The sequence below is a fragment of the Paraburkholderia sp. 2C genome (assembly GCF_054589215.1).
The window spans coordinates 100,732-121,737 of the sequence record NZ_BAAILL010000045.1 but is presented as its reverse complement, the minus strand read 5'-3'; the positions used below and the strand labels follow the sequence as shown (position 1 = coordinate 121,737).

Below are 21,006 nucleotides of genomic sequence, written 5' to 3'. Positions count from 1 at the left end.
TTGCCGGTCATGAAACGTCGAAATTGCCGCCGACGAGGAATCGTCGCAAAAGCCTAGAAAATCGGGTGAATGGTGAAGACTGTTTCCGCTCGGACTTGCCCGTGCCGCTGGACTTGTCCGAACTGAATTACGGCCGCGGACCTAGCCCGTACCGGCAATTTAACCTTTCAGACGCCCGCATTCGCGGGCGTCGTCATTTAAGGGGCCGCATCATGAGTTTCGGCCAGAATGTCCAGCACCTTCGTCAACTGTACGGGTGGTCACGCAGCGACATGCTACGTCGACTGTGCCCCAACGCGACAGCCAGGCAACGTGCGCGCGTTGGGCAACAGGTGTATCAGCTTGAGCGCCGCTCGTCGCGTCGATCGGAGCTGTTGCTTCCCGTCTCAGAACTTTTCGGTATCGCGCTGCATGTCCTGCTGAACCGCGACCTGACGGCTATGACGTTGAGGGAAGTGAAGCTTCTTCGCGTCGACGTTGGCGTGCCTGTACCGGGCGAACTTATCGCGATTGCCGGAAGGTTCGCCACGGCCACTGTCGAGGCCCGGTCAATCGTCGACAAGGTGTTTGCGCTGGATCGTGATCGGCCGCAATCGCTTGCGAAGCTTTCGATCATCGTTGACGCGTATCTCGACGGTATCCGCGTCCGGTCGCATTCGTTTGGTAAGCGACGGCAGGAACCTTAACGCGCAAGTGACTCCATCAGCGATTTCTGTCGAAGTTTGGGACTCTTCGTACGACGGCGCGTTTTGAAATTGCCTTAGATTGCGTATGCGCATGTCTCGCTACCTTCGCCGCGAGGGATGCGCCGCGATCACGACCCCATCACGCCCGGATAGCGGTGGTCTTTTCGCCCGCCTTCGCGCGGGCGTTTTTCGCCTGACCTGGCTAGCGTGTCGCCGCCGTGTGCTCGATCAGAAAACTCCGATTTCGCGAAAATCGTTGTATCTACCTCACCGACATCGCGTCGCGTGGGCCTGATCCCGTCGTCTGGCGCTAGATTACCGGTTCGCTACAAATTAGCACACCGAATGACGTAGATGAACAAGAACAACTATCGGCTTGTGTACAGCCGTACGAGAAGAATGCTCGTCGCTGTCGAGGAAACCGCGACGGCAACGGGCAAGGAAACTGGTCAGCGCACGGTCCGCCCGGCTGCATGCGTAGCTCTTGCACTGCTCGGTGCATTGCCTGCGTGGTCGGGTGCCCAGATCGTCCCGTCCGGTCCGAATGCGCCGGCAGTCAACCAGACGCAGAATGGACTGCCGCAGGTCAACATCAACAGGCCGTCCGGTGCGGGCGTGTCGATGAATACTTATGGCCAGTTTGACGTGCCGCAGCGCGGTGCGATCCTGAACAACTCGCCGGCCATCGTCCAGACGCAACAGGCCGGCATGATTAACGGCAATCCGAACTTCGGCCCCGGCGACGCAGCGCGGGTTATCGTCAATCAGGTCAATAGCAGCGCGGCAAGTCAGATCAACGGATATCTTGAAGTCGCGGGGCGACGCGCGGAAGTGGTCATTGCCAATGGCAGCGGGATTTCCGTCAACGGTGGCGGGTTCATCAATACGTCGCGCGCGATTCTCACGACGGGCACGCCGAACTTTGCGGCCGATGGTTCCCTGTCCGGTTTTAATGTCACGGGCGGCAACATCGTGGTCAGCGGCGCGGGTCTGAACGCGTCGAACGTCGACCGGGTCGATTTGCTGGCCCGTGCTGTACAAGCGAACGCGGCCATCTACGCGAAGAACCTGAACGTCGTCACGGGCGCGAACGGCATCAACCACGATACGCTTGCCGCTACGCCGGTTGCAGGCGACGGCCCCACGCCTGGCGTCTCCATCGACGTGAGCAGTCTCGGCGGCATGTACGCGAACCGCATCTTCCTGGTGGGCACCGAGGCAGGCGTAGGCGTTTCCCTCAAGGGCGTCGTGGCGGCGAATGCCGGCGACCTCGTGCTGACCACACAGGGCAAGCTCGAACTCGCGAGTCAGGCGAGCGCAAGCGGTAATGTGAGCGCAAGCGCGCGCAATGGCATCGACAACAGCGGCACGACCTACGCGCAACAGAACGCCAGCCTGAACACAGGCGGCACACTGACAAACAGCGGCATGGTCGCCGCGCAGCAGAACACGGCGGTCAGCGCAGGCTCGGTGAATTCGACCGGTACGCTCGCGTCAGGGGTGAACCGCGACGGTTCACTGGCACAGTCCGGCGACCTGAATGTGAGCGCGTCCGGCACGGTCACGGCGACCGGCAGCAACGCGGCAGGCGGCAACGCAACGATCAGCGGCGCGGCCGTGAATCTCGCCGGCAGCACCACGTCAGCAAACGGCGCTGTCGCGCTCGCGGCGAACAGCGGCGACCTGAACCTGTCGGGCGCGGCCACGACCGCAGGCGGCACGCTGGACGCCCGCGCAAGCGGCACGCTCACGAACGACAACGGCGCGATATCCTCGGGCAGCGCACAGACCGTTACGGCAGACGCGCTATCGAACCGCGGTGGCCGGATATTCGCGCCGGACCTCATGGTGACGACCGGCAGCACGCTTGACAACAGCGGGGGTGACATTGAGGCGAACCAGATCGCACTGAATGCGACGGACCTGCTGAACCACGCCGGCACGATTACGCAATACGGCCTGTCGTCAATGGGCTTCAACATCAACGGCACCTTCGACAATTCAAGCGGCGGCACATTCCAGACCAACAGCACCAACCTGACACTTGCCCCAGGGGCACTCATCAATGACGGCGGCACGATCCTCGACGCCGGAACGGGCAAGCTGACGATTGCACCGCGCAACGGCACGGGACTCTTCTCGAACGTCGGCGGGCAGATTGTCGCTGCGGGCCAGCTTGCCGTGCAGGCCCGCAGCCTGAACAACACGAACGGCTTGCTGGCCGCACAGGACAATATTGCGGCGAACATCGCGGGCGACGTGCACAACACCCAGGGTGCTATCCGCTCGCTCTCGTCGGCGTCTTTGACGATCGGCGGCACGCTGGCGAACACCAACGGACAGATCCAGTCCGGCACAGGTGCAGCGGGCGACGCGAGCACGCTCAACATTCAGACCGGATCAATCGACAACACAAACGGTCTTGCCGGCAACCTCGGCGCGGGCGACACGGCCGTACACGGGGGCACCCGGACCTTGAACGCAGGCGGCGTGATAACGGGTAACGGCAATGTCACCGTCGATGCTTCGGCGCTCGTCAACACGCAGAACGGCCAGCGAAGCGGACAGATCAGCGGCGCGAATGTCACGGTGCAGGCGGACACCGTCGACAACAGCAGCGGCAGAATCGGCAACCTCATCGGTGCGGGCGGCGATGTCGCGATCACGACGACCGGTGCGATCACGAACACGAACGGGCAGATCGGGGCCACGCACAACCTGTCCGTCAATGCCGCGGCACTCACGGGCGGCGGCGCGTACAGCGCGGCGAACGATGTAGCGGTAAGCGTCCACGGCGATTTCGCGCCGACGCCGGATTTGCAGTTTGCCGCGGGACATGACCTGACCTTCACCCTGCCGGGTACATTCAGCAATGGCGCGACGCTGGAAGCGGTGAACAACCTCGGTATCATCGCGGGCGATATCGCGAACCGCGGCGTGATGATGGCGGGCGGCGCGCTCACGACACACTCGAACACCCTGGAGAACACAGGCGCGATTGTTGGCGGCAACGTGTCGCTCAACGCGACGCAGTCGATCACGAACGTCGGGACAACCGCGCTGATCGGCGCGACAGCCAGCAACGGAACCCTTGAACTGCTCGCGCCGGATATCGAGAACCGCGACGACACGACGACAACTGACACGCAGGCGACGACCGCAATTTACGGTCTTGGCAAGGTTGTTCTGGCAGGTGGCAAGGATGCGAACGGCAACTACGCGAACGCCAACCTGATCCGCAACCAGTCGGGCCTGATCGAATCCGCCGGCGACATGGAACTGCACGCCGGCCAGGTCACGAACACGCGCACGACGATGACCACGACCGGCCTGAATCAACCGGTCGATTCCGCGCTGCTGGATCAACTCGGCATCAGCACATCCGGATGCACAGCGGTCGATATGGCGGCCTGCTCGGGCCAGAATGTGGGCTGGTCCGATGCGAACCCGGGCATGATCGGCGGCGTCAATGTCGAACCGCCGCACGGCGGGCAGTGGAATAGCGGCTACCAGTACACGACCTACACAGGCGCGGCACTGGCAAACCTGGTTGCATCGATCAGCCCGCAGGCGCAGATCATCGCGGGCGGCAATCTGGATGCGTCAACGGTCGGCCTGTTTCGGAACGCCTGGAGCGCGGTCGCGGCGGCCGGCAACATCGCCGCGCCTGTCACGCTCGACCAGAATAGCTGGCAAGGCCAGCGCGCACCTGAAGTCCAGGTCACGTATTCCGGCTACTACCACTACAACAACTACGACAACTCCGAGCACGACTGGACCTTGCCGTTCGGCGATGCGCCGTTCGTTGGCTCCCGGCCTGGCGGCTATACGCAGGCGGCGCCGGCAGATATCCGCTATTACTCGCTTCTAGCCTATGAATCGAGCTTTGTCGCAGGCGGCACGCTGTCGGGTTCCGGCATCAGCATCGACAATACGGCCGGTCATGCAGGCATCCCTTCGATGGGTTTCGCGCCTCTCCAGGCCATGTCGGGGGTCAATATCAGCGGCATTAGCGCAACCGCCACAGCTCAAGGCGTTCTGCACAACCTGACGGTTCCTCAAGGTGGTCTGTTCAGCCCCGCCACCGCACCGGGCGCGACCTGGCTGATTGAAACGAATCCGGCCTTCACTAACCAGAAGACGTTCATTTCGAGCGACTACTACCTGCAACAGCTTGGCCTGAATCCGCAGACGACCGAAAAGCGTCTCGGCGACGGCTTCTACGAGCAGCAGCTCGTACGCAACCAGGTGACGGCGCTCACCGGCAAAGCGGTGCTCGGCCCGTACACCGATCTTCAGTCGATGTACCAGTCGCTGCTTGCAGCAGGCGCATCGGTCTCGCAGTCGCTGAATCTGCCGCTCGGCATGAGTCTGTCGGCGGCGCAGGTGGCGCAGCTCACGAGCAACGTCATCATCATGCAGACCCAGGTGATCGATGGACAGTCCGTGCTCGTGCCGGTCGTCTATCTCGCGAAGACGAGCCAGCAGAACGTGAATGGGCCACTGATCGCGGCGACCGACATCGACATCCGGAACGCGCAGACCTTCACCAGCAGCGGCACGGTGCAGGCAGGCAATACGCTGTCGATCCAGGGCAACCAGATCAACAACGCGTTCGGCACGCTGCAAGGCGGCGGCTTGATGTCGTTGACGACCAGGGGCAACGTCGACCTCACGTCCGCAACGGTGAATGCCGGCAGCCTTGCGCTGAACGCAGGCGGCGACCTTCTGCTGAATACGGCGGTGCAGACCGTTGACCAGGTCAGTGCAACGGGAGCCACGCGCACCACGACCACGCTCGGGCCGACTGCGAACCTGAACGTGAAAGGCGACGCCGCCGTCGTGACGGGCGGCAACGTCGAGCAGAATGCCGGCAACCTGAACGTCGGCGGCAATCTCGGCATGGCGGTGGGCGGCAACTACGACATCGGCTCCGTGCAGACCGGCGAGCATAAAGTCGTCGAGCGCGCGAACGGCGTGTCGAACACCAGCATCAACCAGACGACGGGCAGCAGCGTGAACGTCGGTGGCGTGTCGCAGATCGGCGTCGGCGGCGACCTGACGGCAACAGGCGCGAACCTGAATCTCGCTGGAGGCGGTACGGTCGCGGCGAATGGCAATGTGACGCTCCAGGCTGCGAGAGCAACGTCGACGACGGACAGCAACAGTTCGGGCAGCGACAGTCACGGCAGCTATTCGGAGTCGATGCACAGGTCCGACGATACGCTCACGGCGACGACGCTCAATGCGGGCAACTCGCTCACGGTGGCGTCGGGCAAGGACATTAACGTGACCGGCAGCGAGATCAGCCTAGACAGGGGCACGGCAATGCTCGCGGCTACGGGCAATGTCACCATCGGCGCGGCGACGGAGACGCACGTCGATAACTCGCAGGAGCATCACAAACACAGCAATGTCGTGAGCGGCAAGGAAGTATCGAGTTCGCGCAATACCACGACGACGCTTTCGCAGGGAAGCATGGTTTCCGCCGATGCAGTGACCATCGCAAGCGGCAAGGACATCAACGTCGTGGGAAGCACCATCGTCGGCACGATCGATGTTGCGCTCAGTGCCGCGCATGACGTGAACATCACCACGACGCAGGACACCATGCAGTCGTCGGGCAGCTATCAGGAGAAGCGCACGGGGCTCGGCACGAGCGGGCTGACCGTCACGGTCGGCACGAACAAACTCGCGATGACTGACCAGGAATCGAGCGTCACGAACAATGCCAGTACGGTCGGCTCGCTGAAGGGAAACCTTTCCATTGCAGCGAGCAACACCCTGCACGTCACGGGCAGCGATCTTGTCGCCGGCCAGACCATCACAGGCGCGGCAGCCAGTGTGATTATTGATGCCGCCACCGACAGGTCGTATCAGGCGCAGACGCAGAAGACGAGCAGCAATGGCCTCGCGATGGGTCTCGCAGGATCAATGGGCGACGCGATCAACAACGCTTATTCGGAGTCGCAGGCGGCCAGTCATTCGACCAGCACAGGCAATGATCGCGCAGCGGCGCTGCACAGTATCGCGGCGGCCGGCAATACCGCGATTGCCGGCATGGGGGCGAAGACGCTTGCCGATGGCGGCAAGCCTGATATCGGCATCAAGGTCAGCATTGGTTCGAGCAAAAGCGAAAGCCAGTCTTCGGAAGATCAAACGGCGCAACGTGGCTCCAGTGTTCAGGCTGGCGGCAACGCCACGTTTGTCGCGACCAGCGGCGACCTGACCATCGCTGGCTCTAACGTAAGCGCGAACGATGTGGTGCTCGCCGCGAAGAACAACGTCAACATCATCAATACGACGGACACCGATTCGACGCGTAGCTCGAATAGTTCCAGCAGCGCGAGCTTCGGTGTGCAGTACACGCTCGGCGGCGGCTTTGGGGTCTCTGCGGCGATGGCAAATGCGCACGGCGACGCGAACAGCGATGCGTCGATACAGAACGCGTCGCATGTCACGGGTGCGAACAGCGTCACGGTGGTCTCGGGCAGCGATACAAACATCATCGGCTCGCAGATTGCGGGCAAGCAGGTTACGGCCAACGTCGGCGGCAATCTGAACATCGCGAGCGTGCAGAACGTGACGTACAGCGCCGCGCACCAGAGCAGCGCGGGCGGCGGGTTCACGATCAGTCAAGGCGGGGGCAGCGCAAGTGTCAGCGCGCAGAATGGCCATGCGGATTCGAACTATGCGGGCGTCAACGAACAGGCCGGCATCATGGCGGGCAATGGCGGATTCAACATCAACGTCAAGGGCAACACCGGCCTAACTGGTGCGGTGATTTCCAGCACGGCAGATGCAGACAGGAACAGCCTGACGACGGGCACGCTGACCTACAGCGATATCCAGAACCAGTCGCACTACTCGGCGAACAGCAACGGTATCAGTGCGGGTGTGGGTGTTGGCGTAACGGGCAAAGCGGTCGGCCCCGGCTCGGTGAGCGGTCAGCCTGGCGTATCGCCGATGATTTCGCAGAACGAGAGCGGCGATTCGATTGCGACGACGCGTAGCGCCGTGAGCACAGGCACCATCAACGTCACGAACGGCGCGAGCCAGACGCAGGACGTGGCCGATCTCTCCCGCGACGCGGCGAACACGAACGGCAAGGTAGCGAACACGCCGAACGTGAATGACATCCTCAACAAACAGGCTGACACGATGCAGGCCGCCCAGGCAGCGGGCCAGGTGGTGGCCGAAGGCATCGGTGCGTATGCCGATATGAAACGCGACGACGCAGTTGCCGCGCTACAGGCTGCGAAGGATCGAGGTGACGCCGAAGGCATGGCCGCAGCACTGGTCGACTACAGCCACTGGCGTGAAGGTGGGGATTCTCGCGCAGAGCTTCACGCGGCGGGAGGCGCGCTCATTGGCGGGCTTGGCGGCGGTAGTGCGTTCAGCACCATTGGCGGCGCTGCTGGAGCTGGTTTCTCGTCTTTTCTCGCACCACAGACAAAAGAGTTCAGCGACTCGGTGTCGGGTGCAACCGGCTCGTCACTGATTGGCAACCTCGCCGGGAATATCGCGTCTGGAATCGGCGGCGCGGTCATCGGTGGGACGGCCGGCGCAGCAGGCGCGTCGAACGTGAACATCTACAACCAGGGGAACAACAAGGACGAAGACAAGGCCCGTCGCCTTGTCGAACAGTCAATTGGTGTCCCTCCCGGCGCAACACAGGGGCAATCGCTCGGAACTCTAATCGACCAATTCATCGGGATGATCAAGGGCGGCGCTGCCGCGAAAATGTCTGAGTCGCCGACTGATCTGATGGCACAGAGCGCGGCAAACGGTGCCGCTGCGGTGATCGGCATTGGCGGTGGTAAGCCTCCCGCGCAAAGTCCCGGTGCCGTGCTTGCGGATGGCGCAGGCCAAGCGCTTACTCGCGGCACGGGATCGGCTACGTACCTGCCTGACAATGCGATCCTTAATGTTCAAGACAACAGGGACAAGGGTCGTGCTTTTGAGGCTGAAACCGTGGAAAGGTATGAGCAACGAAACCCCGAGGTGGTGCAGGAAGTTACGGTCAAGGTTGCTGATGGCACCAAAACTCGCTTGGACATCGTCACGAGAGACACCGACGGTAAAATTGGCTGTGTGGAGTGCAAGTCCTCAGACACGGCGCCGTTGACACCCAATCAGACGGTCGCCTTCCCACAAATCGAAACAGGCGGCGCAGTCGTTGTCGGGAAGGGTAAGCCCGGCTTCCCCGGTGGTACCGTGATACCACCTACCAAGGTTGACATTGTCCGGCCAGTTACTGTGAAAGGAAGCAAATAAATGTCTATTCTCGACACAAACGTCGTTGACGTGATCGGCATCGATGCACCCAACGGCATCGTGCGATTAGCGATTTCCGATCACCTTAGATGGGATGAGGCAGAACACGACCATCTTGTTTTGCTCCAGGACAAGATCAACACCTATTTGGTCTATCTGGAGAGCGGCCAAGTCTACGAAAACAATCCCAATACAAAGGGTTGCAGATTTGAAATTGAACTTGTCGCTAAGTATGCTCTCTCGCCGGGAGCATTGGATTTCTTCAGGCAGGCACAAATGATCGTGCGTGGAGCCGGATTTGAACTTACGTACCAGGTTCCTCCAGCGACTGAGCAGTAACGGGGATTGAAATGTGCGTTCTCAAGAATGAGAACGCACACCACACAATTAGCAATACAAATCATCATGAAAACTCGAAAGAGGCTGGCGGCTCTCCCGCTCACAGCCCTGGTCACACTCGCGCCCAGTGTTCCGGCGCAAAGCTTGGGCGGCATAGAAACAGAACAAAACCAGCAGCAACGGCGCGACGCGCAGCAGCGGGAAGCGGCAGTGTCGGCCCCCGTTGTGCGCTCGGACCTGCCGAAGATCGAAGTGTATCCTGCACTTCCGCACGACTCACCATGCTTTCGCGTCGACACCTTCTTCCTCAACGTACCTGAATCCGTGTCAGCGGCGACGCAGAAGAAAGGCGCATCGGCGCTGCCGCTCGACCCGTTCATGTTCGCACGCGAATGGCTCGACCACTACAAAGGGCAGTGTGTCGGGAAGCAAGGCATTGATATGCTCACGAAGGGATTGCAGCAGGCGATTCTGAGCCGCGGCTATGTCACTACGCGCGTACTCGTGCAGCCGCAAGACCTGACGGGCGGAACGCTTACGCTCGCGCTTGTACCCGGAATCGTGCGCAACATCGCCTTCGTGGATCTATCGATGTGGGGAACCTGGGGGACTGCCTACCCGACGCGTGGCGGCGACCTCTTGAATCTGCGCGATCTTGAGCAGGGACTTGAGCAGATGAAGCGCGTCAGCAGCCAGGACGTGAGCATGGATATCCGGCCGACTGACATACCGGGCGAAAGCGATGTCATGCTCACGGTCAGGCGGTCGAAGCCGTGGACCTTCGTCGCGTCGGTCGACAACTCGGGCACGGAGTCGACGGGCAAATGGCAAGGCAATATCAGTCTCGGTATCGATAACCCGCTTGGCCTGAACGACATCCTCACAGTTGGCGCAAACCAGGACTTGTCCTTCGGCAACAAGACGCTCGGCTCGCATGGCTTCAACGGCTCGTATTCCATTCCCTGGGGTTACTGGACCACGACGCTATCGAGCTACACGAACACCTACTACCAGAACATCGCGGGCGTGAACCAGACATTCGTCTCCAGCGGCAACTCACAGACCGCAGCGCTGCGCATCGCGCGCGTCCTCTCACGCGGCCAGAACGACGTGCTCGGCGGCTACATTCAGCTATCGAAGCGCTTTGGCGACAGCTTCATCGACGACACAACCATCCCGACGCAGGCCCGCAACAATACCTTCCTGGAACTTGGCGCGACCGACCGCCATTACTTCGGCGCAGCGCAGTTCGACGGCACGCTCGCCTACCGTCAGGGCGTCGGTGGCTTTGGCGCGACGGCGGACCCGTATCCTGACGGCCCGACATACCGCTTCCACATGGCCGTACTCGACGCGAACCTCTCGGTTCCGTTCGCGATGGGTGGTCAGGGCTTCAGATACGTTGGAACGGTACACGGCCAGTTCACGAAAGACACGCTGTTCTACATCGACGACCTGACCATCGGCAGCCGATACACAGTGCGCGGCTTCGATGGCGAAACGATGCTCGCGGCCGAACGTGGCTTCTACTTGCGCAACGAATTGCAATGGCCGGTGTTCCAGACGGGACAGACGCTGTATGCGGGGCTCGACTATGGGCGTGTGTTCGGACCGAACACAGCAGCACTGGTGGGCACGCAGCTCGCGGGTGCGGTGATTGGCATTCGGAGCGGCGTACCCGCGAAGTATGTCGGCGTTTCCTACGATCTGTTCACAGGAACGCCGATCTACAAGCCTTCCGGATTTCCCACTTCGTGGGTGACCGTCGGCGTCGCGCTGACAGCGAGGTTTTGAAGCGGCCTGCGTCTATCAGTCCGCCACTCTGAGGTTTTCGCGGAAACCGCCGACAGCGAAATCAGACCGGACTGATAGATTTGCCGATTGGATTGTGACAGCCTGTGTACCCGGTCCTGGCGCAGGGGAATTCCGACGTGACGGAAAGGGCGGCGCATGGCATGTGTGCCGTGTCACCGTCGATGAGGCCATGACCGGCCTGTTGCGTGATTCACTCCGCGCGCTTCCTGAACTCCTACCGTCTCCATCAGCAACGAAAGCTCCGTACGCTCGGCGCGTCGCTCGTCGTCAGTAACCGCAGGCTTTCGCAGGACCGATGCGACCAGTACCGAAATGGCGCGGAACTGTTCGATCGAGCGGTTGCAGTGATTCAGCGATGACATTGCAAGGCGTGTATAGCGGGTATTTACAAGCGACAGCTTGCCGTTCTTCAAGGATTGCGCTTTTTTCATGGTTGTTCTCACGCTCGCTCAATGACATGTAGCTGTGTGCGCATCGAACTGCCCGACACTGACTGTTTCGTGTCTCAGGCAGTTCTCGAGCATCGCAACTTCGCCGTCTACTTCCATCTCTGCATGAGCGATGGCGTCGTTAAGCGCGATCACAAGATAAGGGCGGTCGAAGTCATGGGCCTTGCTGAATGAGCGGCCGAGTGCGCCGAATATCCTGAGGTTGGTCTGGTAACGCTGGATGGCTTCGAGTACGGCCTTGCTGGCCTCGCACAGCGACGCGTTCCGCGTCAACAGGTCTTCGGTGGATAGGGTGTTGATTGGTTTGGTCATGGGGGCATCCTCCGCTGTCCAAGGGAGCCCGCAACCAGCCGTAAGAGGTGGTGAGCGGGCACGATGGCAGGGTTGGCAGACCGGTCAAGTAACCCAAAACCCGGCAGACCCGAAGGTCTCCCCGCCACGGCCCGCCCATTGAGGATAGGCGTGCAGAAGCAGCACACGGCCTGCCGGAGCAGGCGTGTGGGGTCACTTGAAGTCAGGCTGCCAAGCCTGAACCGTCGATCCTCTGACGGCACTCGGGAGTATAAAAGCGCAGCGCCAAGGCGTGTTCACCCGCGCAGACTAAATCCAAGGGGGCACCATTATTTCAGAACTTTCCTTCTCAAGCCCCGGATTTTGCCTACAGGGCGAATCGGGATCGATGGAGCGGAATCGGTATCGCGTGACCGCCCCCAGGGACAGTTCTGATTCTGAGCGGGGAGCGATTGATTGTCTCGCGCGCGTGTGTGACGACCCTCGGAACGGGGCGCGCGTCGCGATGACGTTGCGTGTTGGCACAGGGGCAAGGCGATCCATCAGGATCGCGAATTGATTGGGAGTTGCGGCACGCGAGAATGCACGAAACGAGCAGGCAACAAAAAACCCGCTCGGGGCGGGTTCCATTGCGACGACAGTTCGCCTAAAATGCGCGGGCTTTGCCCTAACAGCGAAACGGGGCAATTCACACGGGATGCAAAAACCGGCTGAAAGCCTTGCTGCACTTGGTTGCGGGGGTAGGATTTGAACCTACGACCTTCGGGTTATGAGCCCGACGAGCTGCCAGACTGCTCCACCCCGCGTCCGTCGAAGAAAAGATTATAGAACAAACCCCCTCCCCGTGCAACACCTTTGTTCGCTTCGACATGTTCGCGGCACGATTGCGAGGTGCGATGGGCACGCACGTTTCAAGTACATACCGCGGCGCACACACGTCCGCACATGTACCGCGGATGTCGCATACGGCTGCGCTAGAATCGCAATTCGATCTGCGGCAGCGGCACCTCATTGCCGTAGCGTTCCACATCTCTCTGCCATTCAATCGCATATGGACATCGTTCACGATCTGCAAGCGATCGCCGCTCAGGAAAAGGCGCTGGTGTTCGCGCAATTCGATCCCGATCGCGCATGGCAACTCGGCGCGTACCTGCATGAAATCGCCAAGGCGCGCGGCCTCGCGCTTGTCATCGATATACGCACGTTCGGCCAGTTGCTGTTCTTCAGCGCGCTCGACGGCGCGACGCCGGACAACGTCGAGTGGGCGCGTCGCAAGGCCAATGTCGTCGCGCAATTCCGGCGCAGCTCGTACGCGGTCGGACTCAAGCTGCAACAATCGGGCGCGACACTCGCGGACAAGCATGGACTCGCGGTGGCCGACTACGCGTCGCATGGCGGCGCATTTCCGTTGACGGTGACGGGCGCCGGCGTGATCGGCTCGGTCACGGTGTCGGGCTTGCCGCAACGCTCCGACCACGAACTCGTCGTGGAGGCGCTGTGCGCGCAACTCGATCAGGACTACAGCAAGCTCGCACTTGCGAAGGCCTGAGGCGATGCGCTTGCCGCCTTATGCATTGCTCGCGATTGCAATTGTCGCGGAGGTGATCGCCACATCCGCGCTGCGCGCATCCGATGGCTTCACACGATGGCTGCCGGCCGTCGTCGTCGTGCTCGGTTACGGCGTGTCGTTCTATATGCTGTCGCTGACGCTGAAGAGCATTCCGGTTGGCATCGTCTACGCAATATGGTCGGGCGTCGGCATCGTGCTGATCACGCTCGTCGCGCTGGTGGTGTACAAGCAGGTGCCGGACTTGCCCGCGGTGGCAGGGCTCGGGCTCATCGTTGCCGGCGTGGTCGTGCTCAATCTGTTTTCGAAGATGCAGACGCACTGACGCGCGAACGCTCATCGACGCGGCAAGAGCCGCTGCCGCGTGCACATCGCGGCAGCGGCTCGCGCCCCTCTCTTACTTGCAGCGAATGACCATCGAGCGGTTCTTCACGTTGGCCGACACGACGTTGGTAATGCCGCCGCCAGCCGTGCCGCCTTCGTCGTTGTCCTTCGAGATGATGTCGTACCCCGTCGGTCCGCATGCCTTGCCCGCCTGCACATAACACGATGCCCAGCTCGATCCCGCATCGGCGCCGCTGCAGTTGACCGCGAAGCCCGTCTCGCCGTTCGGCAGATTGATCAGCGACGTCGTGTTCGACGACGCGCACGCGGCAAGGCTCGCAGCGGCCAGCGCGAGGCCGGGCAGCAGCGCGGCGCGCACGCGCGCGGCAGTCAGGCGCGTCGGGTTCGCACCCGCGCGCGGCGCCGGCGCCGGGTCAAAAGGAGATCGTGACGAACGCAAGCGCGTCGTGAGGTACTTCATGGCATGTCCTCTTGTGGTGAGTTCGTGGCTAGCGGCACGCAACGCCGCCAGCTGATGGACGAGGCAAATATCGAACCGCGCGAAGCTTGAACGGTTTGACCGGTTGCGCTCGCATGGCAAGGCTCGCGTCATGCATCAGCCCATGCCCGGTTCGATGCGAATGCCCGCATTTTCGACCGCGCGCCGGCTGTCGGCGCCTGCTTCGCTCGACGCGTCTTGCCAGATGCTGATTGCCTTGGGCACGTCGATGCCGTGTTCTCCTGCATAGGAAAACCATGCGTTTGCCGCATCGGGTTCGGCTACTTCCGTGTCCCGAAGGAAATATTTTCCCATATCGCAAGTTCTGGATGATGAATGCGCATGACGGACGTCGCGGATTGACCATAGGCCTCGCGACGCAAGATCGATGTATGCCGGATCGGCACGCGGGGTTCGACCGATGTACGGCGAATAAGTGCATTGCGCAGGCGCAGTCGGGCGCATAGAACTAATTTTCCTTGCAGGCGCCTTATATCCATACGCATCCGTAAGCGCAAGCGTCGACACAAGACCGACAAATGGAGGTTGAAATGGCAGAACGTGTCAGTGGACCCTATCGCGGGTACTACATCAGCGCGGCCGCGCGGCTCGTCAATGCGAACGAATCGGCGTCGCAGCCGGGTCAGGCTGGTGCAAGCCCGGGCAGAGTCGCGGGTGGCATCTACGTGGGCTCGGTCAGTCTCTCGCAGCGCGGGCCGGATGATGTGCACCGCATCGAGACCTTGCTCGATCTCGGCGACGAACAGCGTTTCGCGACCGAAGAGGCCGCGCTCGAGCACGTCGAACGTGCCGCGCGTGCCTATATCGACCGTCTGCTGCAGGTATCGTCGGCGTGAACGCGCGGTCGCCGCGGGACTTCGGCGGCCACGATACCCGGAGCGGCGATTGTGCGCGGGCGCGGCCGCCGCGCCTGGCTGGACTGCAGCTTGCGGGGACGAGTACCATAGCCCCCGATAAGCCCGACTATGGCCGACCCGGCCGCCGCGCGGCGGCGTCGGCTTTTGCACGATCATTCAGATGATGAGGCGAACATGGACATCCGCTTCCCTGCGGACGCGCCCGCGTACCGCGATTCGAATCTGACCGTCGTCTTTCGCGCGCTGGTCAATGGCGAGCCGGTGCCGTGCGCGATCTCGGTCGAAGCACTCGAAGATCACTTCGGCGCACCGTCCTACGACCGCGACGGCTGGATGCGCGCTTTCAACAATGGCCGGCCGCGCATCGAGGCGGTTGCCCGCGAGCATTTGCAGATCAGCAATGGCACGCCGGTGCTGCTAAAGAGCGGTCACTTTCCGCCCGGCGACAACGTGCAGTCGTGAGCGCGGTTGCGTGCCGTGCATCCGGGCGCAGGCGCATTTCACAAGCAGCCGTGGCTGATCCCGCAGCGTTGTCCCGAACCCATTGAAGCGACCGAAGCTATGCGCGGCTATCCTTCATTGGCGCTGCATCGCGCGACACCCGCGGATTCAATGCCTGCCGCGCGGCTTCGTAAGAAAGGCGGATCCCTTCGTCGTATGACGTCTTGCTGATCGGGCCGATCAGCGCCTGCAGCGCGGAGTCGTCGAGTACGACGGGGTCTGTGAGCAGGTAGTGCATCTCCACCAGCTCTCGCATGATCGGATTGATGAGGCCGATCGCGCGCAGCATCGTCTTGCCCGCCACCATCAGTTTCGGTTCGCGGCCAGCCAGCGCATACGCGCGCGCCGCGACCTCGCGCGGCGTGATCGTGCCCGCACCGCCGAGATGAAGCACGCGGCCATAGGCTTCGGCCCTATGCGCAAGCGAAGCCACGACAGGCCCCAAATCAGGCATGAAAATAAATTCGTGCGGTATGTCGATCGGCCCGACCATCTGCGCGCGGCCGCCGCGCACCGCACCTTCGAAAACGCCATGCAGGAAGCTGCGCTCGACGCCCGGGCCGTAGAAGTCGGGCAGGCGCAACACGAGCGTCGAGAGGCCGTTGCGCCCGTGCGCATCGAGCACGAGATCTTCCTGCTCGCGCCGCATGCGGCCTTTGAACGTATGCGGTTCGCGCGGATGCGCTTCGGTGACCGGATGCTGCCGCGGGCGCCCATACGGATAGACCGTGCCGATCAGGATCAAGCGCTCGACACCGGCCGCATCGAGCCCCGCGAGCGTGTTGCGCATCAGCGGCGGATGCATGGCAAAGCGGTCGTAAGGCACGCCGACGAGATAGATCGCGGTGTGCAGACCGGCGGCTGCCGCGGCGATCGATGACGGGTCGTGCGGATTCCAGGTCGCGATATCCGCGTTCGGATCGTCGCCGAATGCGGCTTCGAGCGCTTGCCGCGCACGGCCGATGGCGCGATAGCGCTGGCCTTGCGCGCGCAGCGCCGCGGCGATGCTGCGGCCCGCCGCGCCGGCGGCGCCGAACAGGCCGATACGAGCGGGAACGGTGCGATCGTTTTCCATTAGAACTCCCGGGAGTAGCGTTCAGCGAACACGGCAGTGAACACTGTTTAGTAAACGGTGTTCAGTTTAATTTGACATTTCATTTTGTCAACCTGAGAATGCGTCGCATGGGAATCGCCGAACGAAAAAACCGCGAAAAGCAGGTGCTGCGCGAACGCATCCTCGATGCGTCGCGCCGTATCGTGATGCGCGAAGGCTTCGCTGCGCTTTCGATGCGCAAGATCGCCGACGCAATCGAATATTCGCCGGCCACGCTGTATCTGCATTTTGAGAATCGCGACGAAATTGCGCGCGCATTGTGCATGGAGGGCTATGCGCAACTGCTCGAAACCCTCAAGCCGCATCTGTCCGTCGCGGACCCCGCGGAACGTCTGAGGGCGATCTGGCGCGCGTATGTGGCATTCGGCACCGAGCACCCGCAGACCTACCGGCTCATCTTCATGGAAGATCCGACCTACGTCGGCGCCGCGTTCGAAAGCGCTGCGCAGGCCGGCGACGATGCGGGCGAGGCCGCGTTCCGGCTCGTGGCCGATGCGCTCGATGAAATGAAGGGGCAGGGCCGCTTGCCCGCATCGGCCGATAGCGAGGTATGGACCGAAGCGTTGTGGGCCACGATGCATGGCATCGTCGCGTTGCGGCTCACGTGTCCGGTCTTTCCGCGCACGCCGCTCGATACGGTCGTGGATACCGCGCTCGATGCGTGGCTGGGCGAACGTTCCGGGCGCGCCGGAAAAACCGCGGCACCGCCGCGCAAGCGCGCAACGCGCGCGGCGCCGCCGGCCAGGAAAACGAAGTCGTCGAGCACCTGAGGCGGACGCATCAGGGCGCCGCAACGGCGGCTGCCAACCAGGCATCGCAACGCCTTCGCGTCGAAAATGCCGGTGACGCGGCTGCTTCAACGAGGCGCAAAGCGCGGCGCTGAAAGCGGTGCGTCACATTGCAAAGCATCGGTACGTGTTACCGTTCAGTCTGTTGCTTGTCACTCTTGTCTGCGTTATTCCCATGCCGACTCACTCACCGCCAACTGACGGCAAACACGTTACGGCCTACGTCGCAAACCGCATCGGATTCATTGAACTGGACCGGCCGAAGGCGTTAAATGCGCTGTCGACGGAAATGATTCGCACGATGCGCGCCGCGCTCGACCAGTGGCGCGACGACGCCGACGTGCTCGCGATCGTCGTGCGCAGCGCGAACCCGCGCGCATTCTGTGCGGGCGGCGACATCCGCTTTCTGTACGACGCGCATCGGCGCGGCGACCGCGACGCGCTCGATACGTTCTTCGTCGAGGAATACCGGCTCAACCACGCAATCTTTACGTATCCGAAACCATATATCGCGTTGATGAACGGCATCGTGATGGGCGGGGGCATGGGCATTTCGCAAGGCGCGTATCGCACGGGCGGCCTGCGCGTGGTGACGACGTCAACGCGCATGGCGATGCCCGAGACACGTATCGGCCTGTTCCCCGACGTCGGCGTGGGCTGGTTTCTCGCGCGCACGCCCGGTGCGATCGGGCGTTATCTCGCGGTCACCGGCGAGTCGCTGGGGCCGGCCGACGCGCTCTATGCGGGACTGGCCGATGCCTATATCGAAGACGAGGCGCTGGCCGCGCTCGTCGACCGTCTGAAGACTGAAGTGTTCGAGCGTGGCGCCGACGTCGTGAACTGCGTCGCGCGCGAAGCGGCCGCGTACAAGGTCGTGCCGACGCCCGATACGTCGCCGATTGCCGACGCCCGTGCGCTGATCGACCGGCACTTCGCGCTGCCCGACGTCGCGCAAATCATCGCGTCGCTCGATGCGGAAGGCGATTGCGCGAATGCGGACTGGGCCGAACAGATCGGCGGCGTACTGCGCGAGCGCTCGCCGCTTGCGATGGCCGTCTCGCTCGAAGTGGTCACGCGCGCGGAAGGGACGATGGCCGATTGCCTGCGCCGCGACCTCGATCTGACGCGTTCCACGTTCGAGCGCGGCGACGTCAGCGAAGGCATTCGCGCGCGCATCATCGACAAGGACAATCGGCCGAACTGGCGTTTCGCGCGGATCGAGGATGTGCCGGCCGAGTACGTGGCCGGCATGTTCGAGAGCCCGTGGCCGGCGAACGGGCATCCGTTACGCGACCTCGCAGGCTGAAGCGGACCGGCCGGCGCGAAGGCAGACGCGAAGCCGGGTGCGAATCGACGAGCCCGGCCCTACGATTCGTTATCGCCCGCCATAAACGCGCGCATAAAGACGAGCGCGCCCCAGCCCCACATCGCATTGGCGGCAAAACCGACCGCGAGGCGCGGCAGCATATTGCCGGCGGGCCAGATGCCGCGAATCGGATCGACGACGAACACGCTGCCCGCCGTCAACACGATGCCGCCGAACAGGAACGCGGGCACCCACGGCGCCGTGCGTTCCGGCGAGACGCGCAACAGCCACGCCATCAGCACGCCCCATACGGCGCTCCAGATCGCATTGGCGATGAATTCGGGTATCTCGAGCGGCGCGAACGGCGCGGTCGAAAAACCGCTGAGGTCGATCATGCCGGCCGCGTGCAGCAGGCCCAGTGTCGCGTCATGGAAAAACAGCGCGGCGAGAAATCCGGACACGAACGGCAGTATGAGTTTTTGCATCTATCGCACACGCGCGAAACGCAAGGCCGGCGCGGCCAGGCGGGATTAAGAGCGGGATCAGGCGGATTGTCGTAAAACGAGCGTCATTATATAGACGGCGCCTCGCTATCCGGCCCGATTCGACGCGATTCTGCGTGCCTCGTGTTGCATAAATGCAAGTCCGCGCCGGGCTGTCGTCATGCCGGTCGCGCAGGTGGAGCCGGCCGGTCTTGCGAATGCCGCGCGCCGGTCAAATCACGAAAGCGGAAAACCTAAGCTCAAAAAAATCGTTCTAAAGACGCAAGGCCGTCCATAGACTGTTTTCGATGCAGACGGCGCCTGCGCCGTCCTCTGTTGCGATGCCGCGCAGTCGACCCGCGGCTGGCGCGATTCCTTCTCCTTACACGCTTGACCCATGTGCCGCGGCGCTCGGCCCGGGTGCGCTCGCGCGTCGCGCGGGCCGTGCACGGGCGGCGTCTTCGGCGTGTTTCATTCAATCAATTATTCGAACTGCTACAGGCAGGAAGGCAGGAGCTTCAGATGAACGTCTTCTGGTTCATTCCCACGCACGGGGACACGCGCTATCTCGGCACGTCCGAGGGCGCGCGCGCCGCGGATTACAGCTATTTCCAGCAGATCGCGAGCGCCGCCGACACGCTCGGCTACGAAGGCGTGCTGCTGCCGACCGGGCGCTCGTGCGAAGACGCCTGGGTTGTCGCATCGAGCCTGATCCCGGTGACGAAGCGGCTCAAGTTTCTCGTCGCGATTCGTCCGGGCATCACGTCGCCGGGCCTGTCCGCGCGGATGGCGTCGACCTTCGACCGTCTGTCGGGCGGGCGCCTGCTGATCAACGTCGTGACGGGCGGCGACACGGCCGAGCTCGAAGGCGACGGGCTCTTCGTCGATCACGACACGCGCTACGAGATCACCAGCGAGTTCCTGCATATCTGGCGCGGACTGCTGGCGGGCGCGCATCGCGACGCGTCGCTCGACTTTATCGGCAAGCATCTGAAATCGAAGGGCGGCAAGCTGCTTTATCCGCCGGTGCAGGATCCGCATCCGCCGCTGTGGTTCGGCGGTTCGTCGCCGGCCGCGCACGACATCGCCGGCGAGCATATCGATACCTATCTGACGTGGGGCGAGCCGCCCGCCGCGGTCGCGGAGAAAATCGCGCAAATTCGCGCGCGCGCCGAACAGCACGGGCGAAAAATCCGCTTCGGCATTCGCCTGCATGTGATCGTGCGCGAAACCGAGGACGAAGCATGGGCCGCCGCCGACAGGCTCATCAGCAAACTCGACGACGAGACGGTTGCCCGCGCGCAGGCGTCGTTTGCGAAGATGGATTCGGAAGGGCAGCGCCGCATGGCCGCGCTGCACGGCGGCAAGCGCGGCAGCCGCAAAGACCTCGAAATCTATCCGAATCTGTGGGCCGGTGTCGGCCTCGTGCGCGGCGGCGCGGGCACGGCGCTCGTCGGCAGTCCGCAGCAGGTCGCGGAGCGGATGCAGGAATACGCGTCGCTCGGCATCGAGACGTTCATCCTGTCGGGCTACCCGCATCTCGAGGAGTCTTACCGTTTCGCCGAGCTTGTGTTTCCGCTGCTGCCGGGCCGGCGGCGCGCGATCGCGAGCGGTCCGCTGTCGGGGCCGTTCGGCGAAATCGTCGGCAACCACTATGCGCCGAAGGCCGCGCAAAGCTGAAGCGGGAGAA

Annotated in this window: 17 protein-coding genes and 1 tRNA gene; 11 read left to right on the top strand and 7 right to left on the bottom strand. The window is 62.6% G+C overall.

Annotated features, from left to right (window positions below):
* Positions 1-212 precede the first annotated feature (212 nt).
* The 4 genes from ACYPXD_RS22585 to ACYPXD_RS22570 all read left to right on the top strand — a co-directional run bounded on the left by ACYPXD_RS22585 (position 213) and on the right by ACYPXD_RS22570 (position 11,096).
* Positions 213-686 (top strand): hypothetical protein, encoded by a 474-nt coding sequence (locus ACYPXD_RS22585; protein WP_459716185.1) that lies wholly within the window; start codon positions 213-215, stop codon positions 684-686.
* Positions 687-1,040: 354 nt separating this feature from the next.
* On the top strand, positions 1,041-8,963 hold the full coding sequence (locus ACYPXD_RS22580; RefSeq protein ID WP_459716183.1) for a two-partner secretion domain-containing protein: 7,923 nt from the start codon (positions 1,041-1,043) through the stop codon (positions 8,961-8,963).
* On the top strand, positions 8,964-9,302 hold the full coding sequence (locus tag ACYPXD_RS22575) for a DUF6572 domain-containing protein (protein ID WP_459716180.1): 339 nt from the start codon (positions 8,964-8,966) through the stop codon (positions 9,300-9,302).
* 66 nt (positions 9,303-9,368) lie between these two features.
* Positions 9,369-11,096: a ShlB/FhaC/HecB family hemolysin secretion/activation protein gene (locus ACYPXD_RS22570; protein ID WP_459716726.1), complete on the top strand. Its 1,728-nt coding sequence runs from the start codon at positions 9,369-9,371 to the stop codon at positions 11,094-11,096.
* 173 nt (positions 11,097-11,269) lie between these two features.
* Here the strand turns inward: ACYPXD_RS22570 and ACYPXD_RS22565 are convergent, their stop codons facing one another.
* The 3 genes from ACYPXD_RS22565 to ACYPXD_RS22555 all read right to left on the bottom strand — a co-directional run bounded on the left by ACYPXD_RS22565 (position 11,270) and on the right by ACYPXD_RS22555 (position 12,663).
* Positions 11,270-11,548 carry a hypothetical protein gene (locus ACYPXD_RS22565; protein WP_459716177.1) on the bottom strand — a complete coding sequence of 93 codons (279 nt, stop codon included), beginning with the start codon at positions 11,546-11,548 and terminating at the stop codon, positions 11,270-11,272.
* Positions 11,549-11,566: 18 nt separating this feature from the next.
* On the bottom strand, positions 11,567-11,878 hold the full coding sequence (locus ACYPXD_RS22560; protein WP_459716174.1) for a hypothetical protein: 312 nt from the start codon (positions 11,876-11,878) through the stop codon (positions 11,567-11,569).
* A 708-nt stretch (positions 11,879-12,586) separates the two neighbouring features.
* Positions 12,587-12,663, bottom strand: a tRNA-Met gene (locus ACYPXD_RS22555).
* A gap of 245 nt (positions 12,664-12,908) precedes the next feature.
* Between ACYPXD_RS22555 and ACYPXD_RS22550 the strand changes: the two genes are divergently transcribed.
* Positions 12,909-13,406, top strand: coding sequence for a heme-degrading domain-containing protein (locus tag ACYPXD_RS22550; RefSeq protein WP_459716171.1), 498 nt, complete (start codon positions 12,909-12,911; stop codon positions 13,404-13,406).
* 10 nt (positions 13,407-13,416) lie between these two features.
* Positions 13,417-13,749 carry a DMT family transporter gene (locus ACYPXD_RS22545; RefSeq protein WP_459716723.1) on the top strand — a complete coding sequence of 111 codons (333 nt, stop codon included), beginning with the start codon at positions 13,417-13,419 and terminating at the stop codon, positions 13,747-13,749.
* A gap of 72 nt (positions 13,750-13,821) precedes the next feature.
* Here the strand turns inward: ACYPXD_RS22545 and ACYPXD_RS22540 are convergent, their stop codons facing one another.
* Together ACYPXD_RS22540 and ACYPXD_RS22535 are read right to left on the bottom strand one after the other, a co-directional pair.
* Complete coding sequence (locus tag ACYPXD_RS22540) at positions 13,822-14,229, bottom strand: hypothetical protein (protein WP_459716169.1); 408 nt, start codon at positions 14,227-14,229, stop codon at positions 13,822-13,824.
* Between the two features lie 135 nt (positions 14,230-14,364).
* Complete coding sequence (locus ACYPXD_RS22535) at positions 14,365-14,562, bottom strand: hypothetical protein (RefSeq protein WP_459716166.1); 198 nt, start codon at positions 14,560-14,562, stop codon at positions 14,365-14,367.
* A 236-nt stretch (positions 14,563-14,798) separates the two neighbouring features.
* On the opposite strand from ACYPXD_RS22535, the gene ACYPXD_RS22530 reads away from it, so the two are divergent.
* Together ACYPXD_RS22530 and ACYPXD_RS22525 are read left to right on the top strand one after the other, a co-directional pair.
* Positions 14,799-15,104, top strand: coding sequence for a hypothetical protein (locus ACYPXD_RS22530; protein ID WP_459716164.1), 306 nt, complete (start codon positions 14,799-14,801; stop codon positions 15,102-15,104).
* Between the two features lie 195 nt (positions 15,105-15,299).
* Positions 15,300-15,587, top strand: coding sequence for a DUF1488 family protein (locus ACYPXD_RS22525; protein WP_459716161.1), 288 nt, complete (start codon positions 15,300-15,302; stop codon positions 15,585-15,587).
* Positions 15,588-15,684: 97 nt separating this feature from the next.
* On the opposite strand, the gene ACYPXD_RS22520 is transcribed toward ACYPXD_RS22525, so the two are convergent.
* Positions 15,685-16,701, bottom strand: a complete 1,017-nt coding sequence (locus ACYPXD_RS22520) for an NAD-dependent epimerase/dehydratase family protein (RefSeq protein WP_459716158.1) — start codon at positions 16,699-16,701, stop codon at positions 15,685-15,687.
* Between the two features lie 107 nt (positions 16,702-16,808).
* Between ACYPXD_RS22520 and ACYPXD_RS22515 the strand changes: the two genes are divergently transcribed.
* A complete protein-coding gene (locus ACYPXD_RS22515; protein WP_459716155.1) occupies positions 16,809-17,510 on the top strand; it encodes a TetR/AcrR family transcriptional regulator in 702 nt (233 codons plus the stop codon).
* 193 nt (positions 17,511-17,703) lie between these two features.
* Positions 17,704-18,834, top strand: a complete 1,131-nt coding sequence (locus tag ACYPXD_RS22510; protein WP_459716152.1) for an enoyl-CoA hydratase/isomerase family protein — start codon at positions 17,704-17,706, stop codon at positions 18,832-18,834.
* Between the two features lie 59 nt (positions 18,835-18,893).
* On the opposite strand, the gene ACYPXD_RS22505 is transcribed toward ACYPXD_RS22510, so the two are convergent.
* Positions 18,894-19,319: a hypothetical protein gene (locus tag ACYPXD_RS22505; protein WP_459716150.1), complete on the bottom strand. Its 426-nt coding sequence runs from the start codon at positions 19,317-19,319 to the stop codon at positions 18,894-18,896.
* A 519-nt stretch (positions 19,320-19,838) separates the two neighbouring features.
* Between ACYPXD_RS22505 and ssuD the strand changes: the two genes are divergently transcribed.
* The gene (gene ssuD, locus ACYPXD_RS22500; protein ID WP_459716147.1) at positions 19,839-20,996 is read left to right on the top strand and encodes an FMNH2-dependent alkanesulfonate monooxygenase; all 1,158 of its coding nucleotides are present in this window, start codon (positions 19,839-19,841) and stop codon (positions 20,994-20,996) included.
* Positions 20,997-21,006 lie beyond the last annotated feature (10 nt).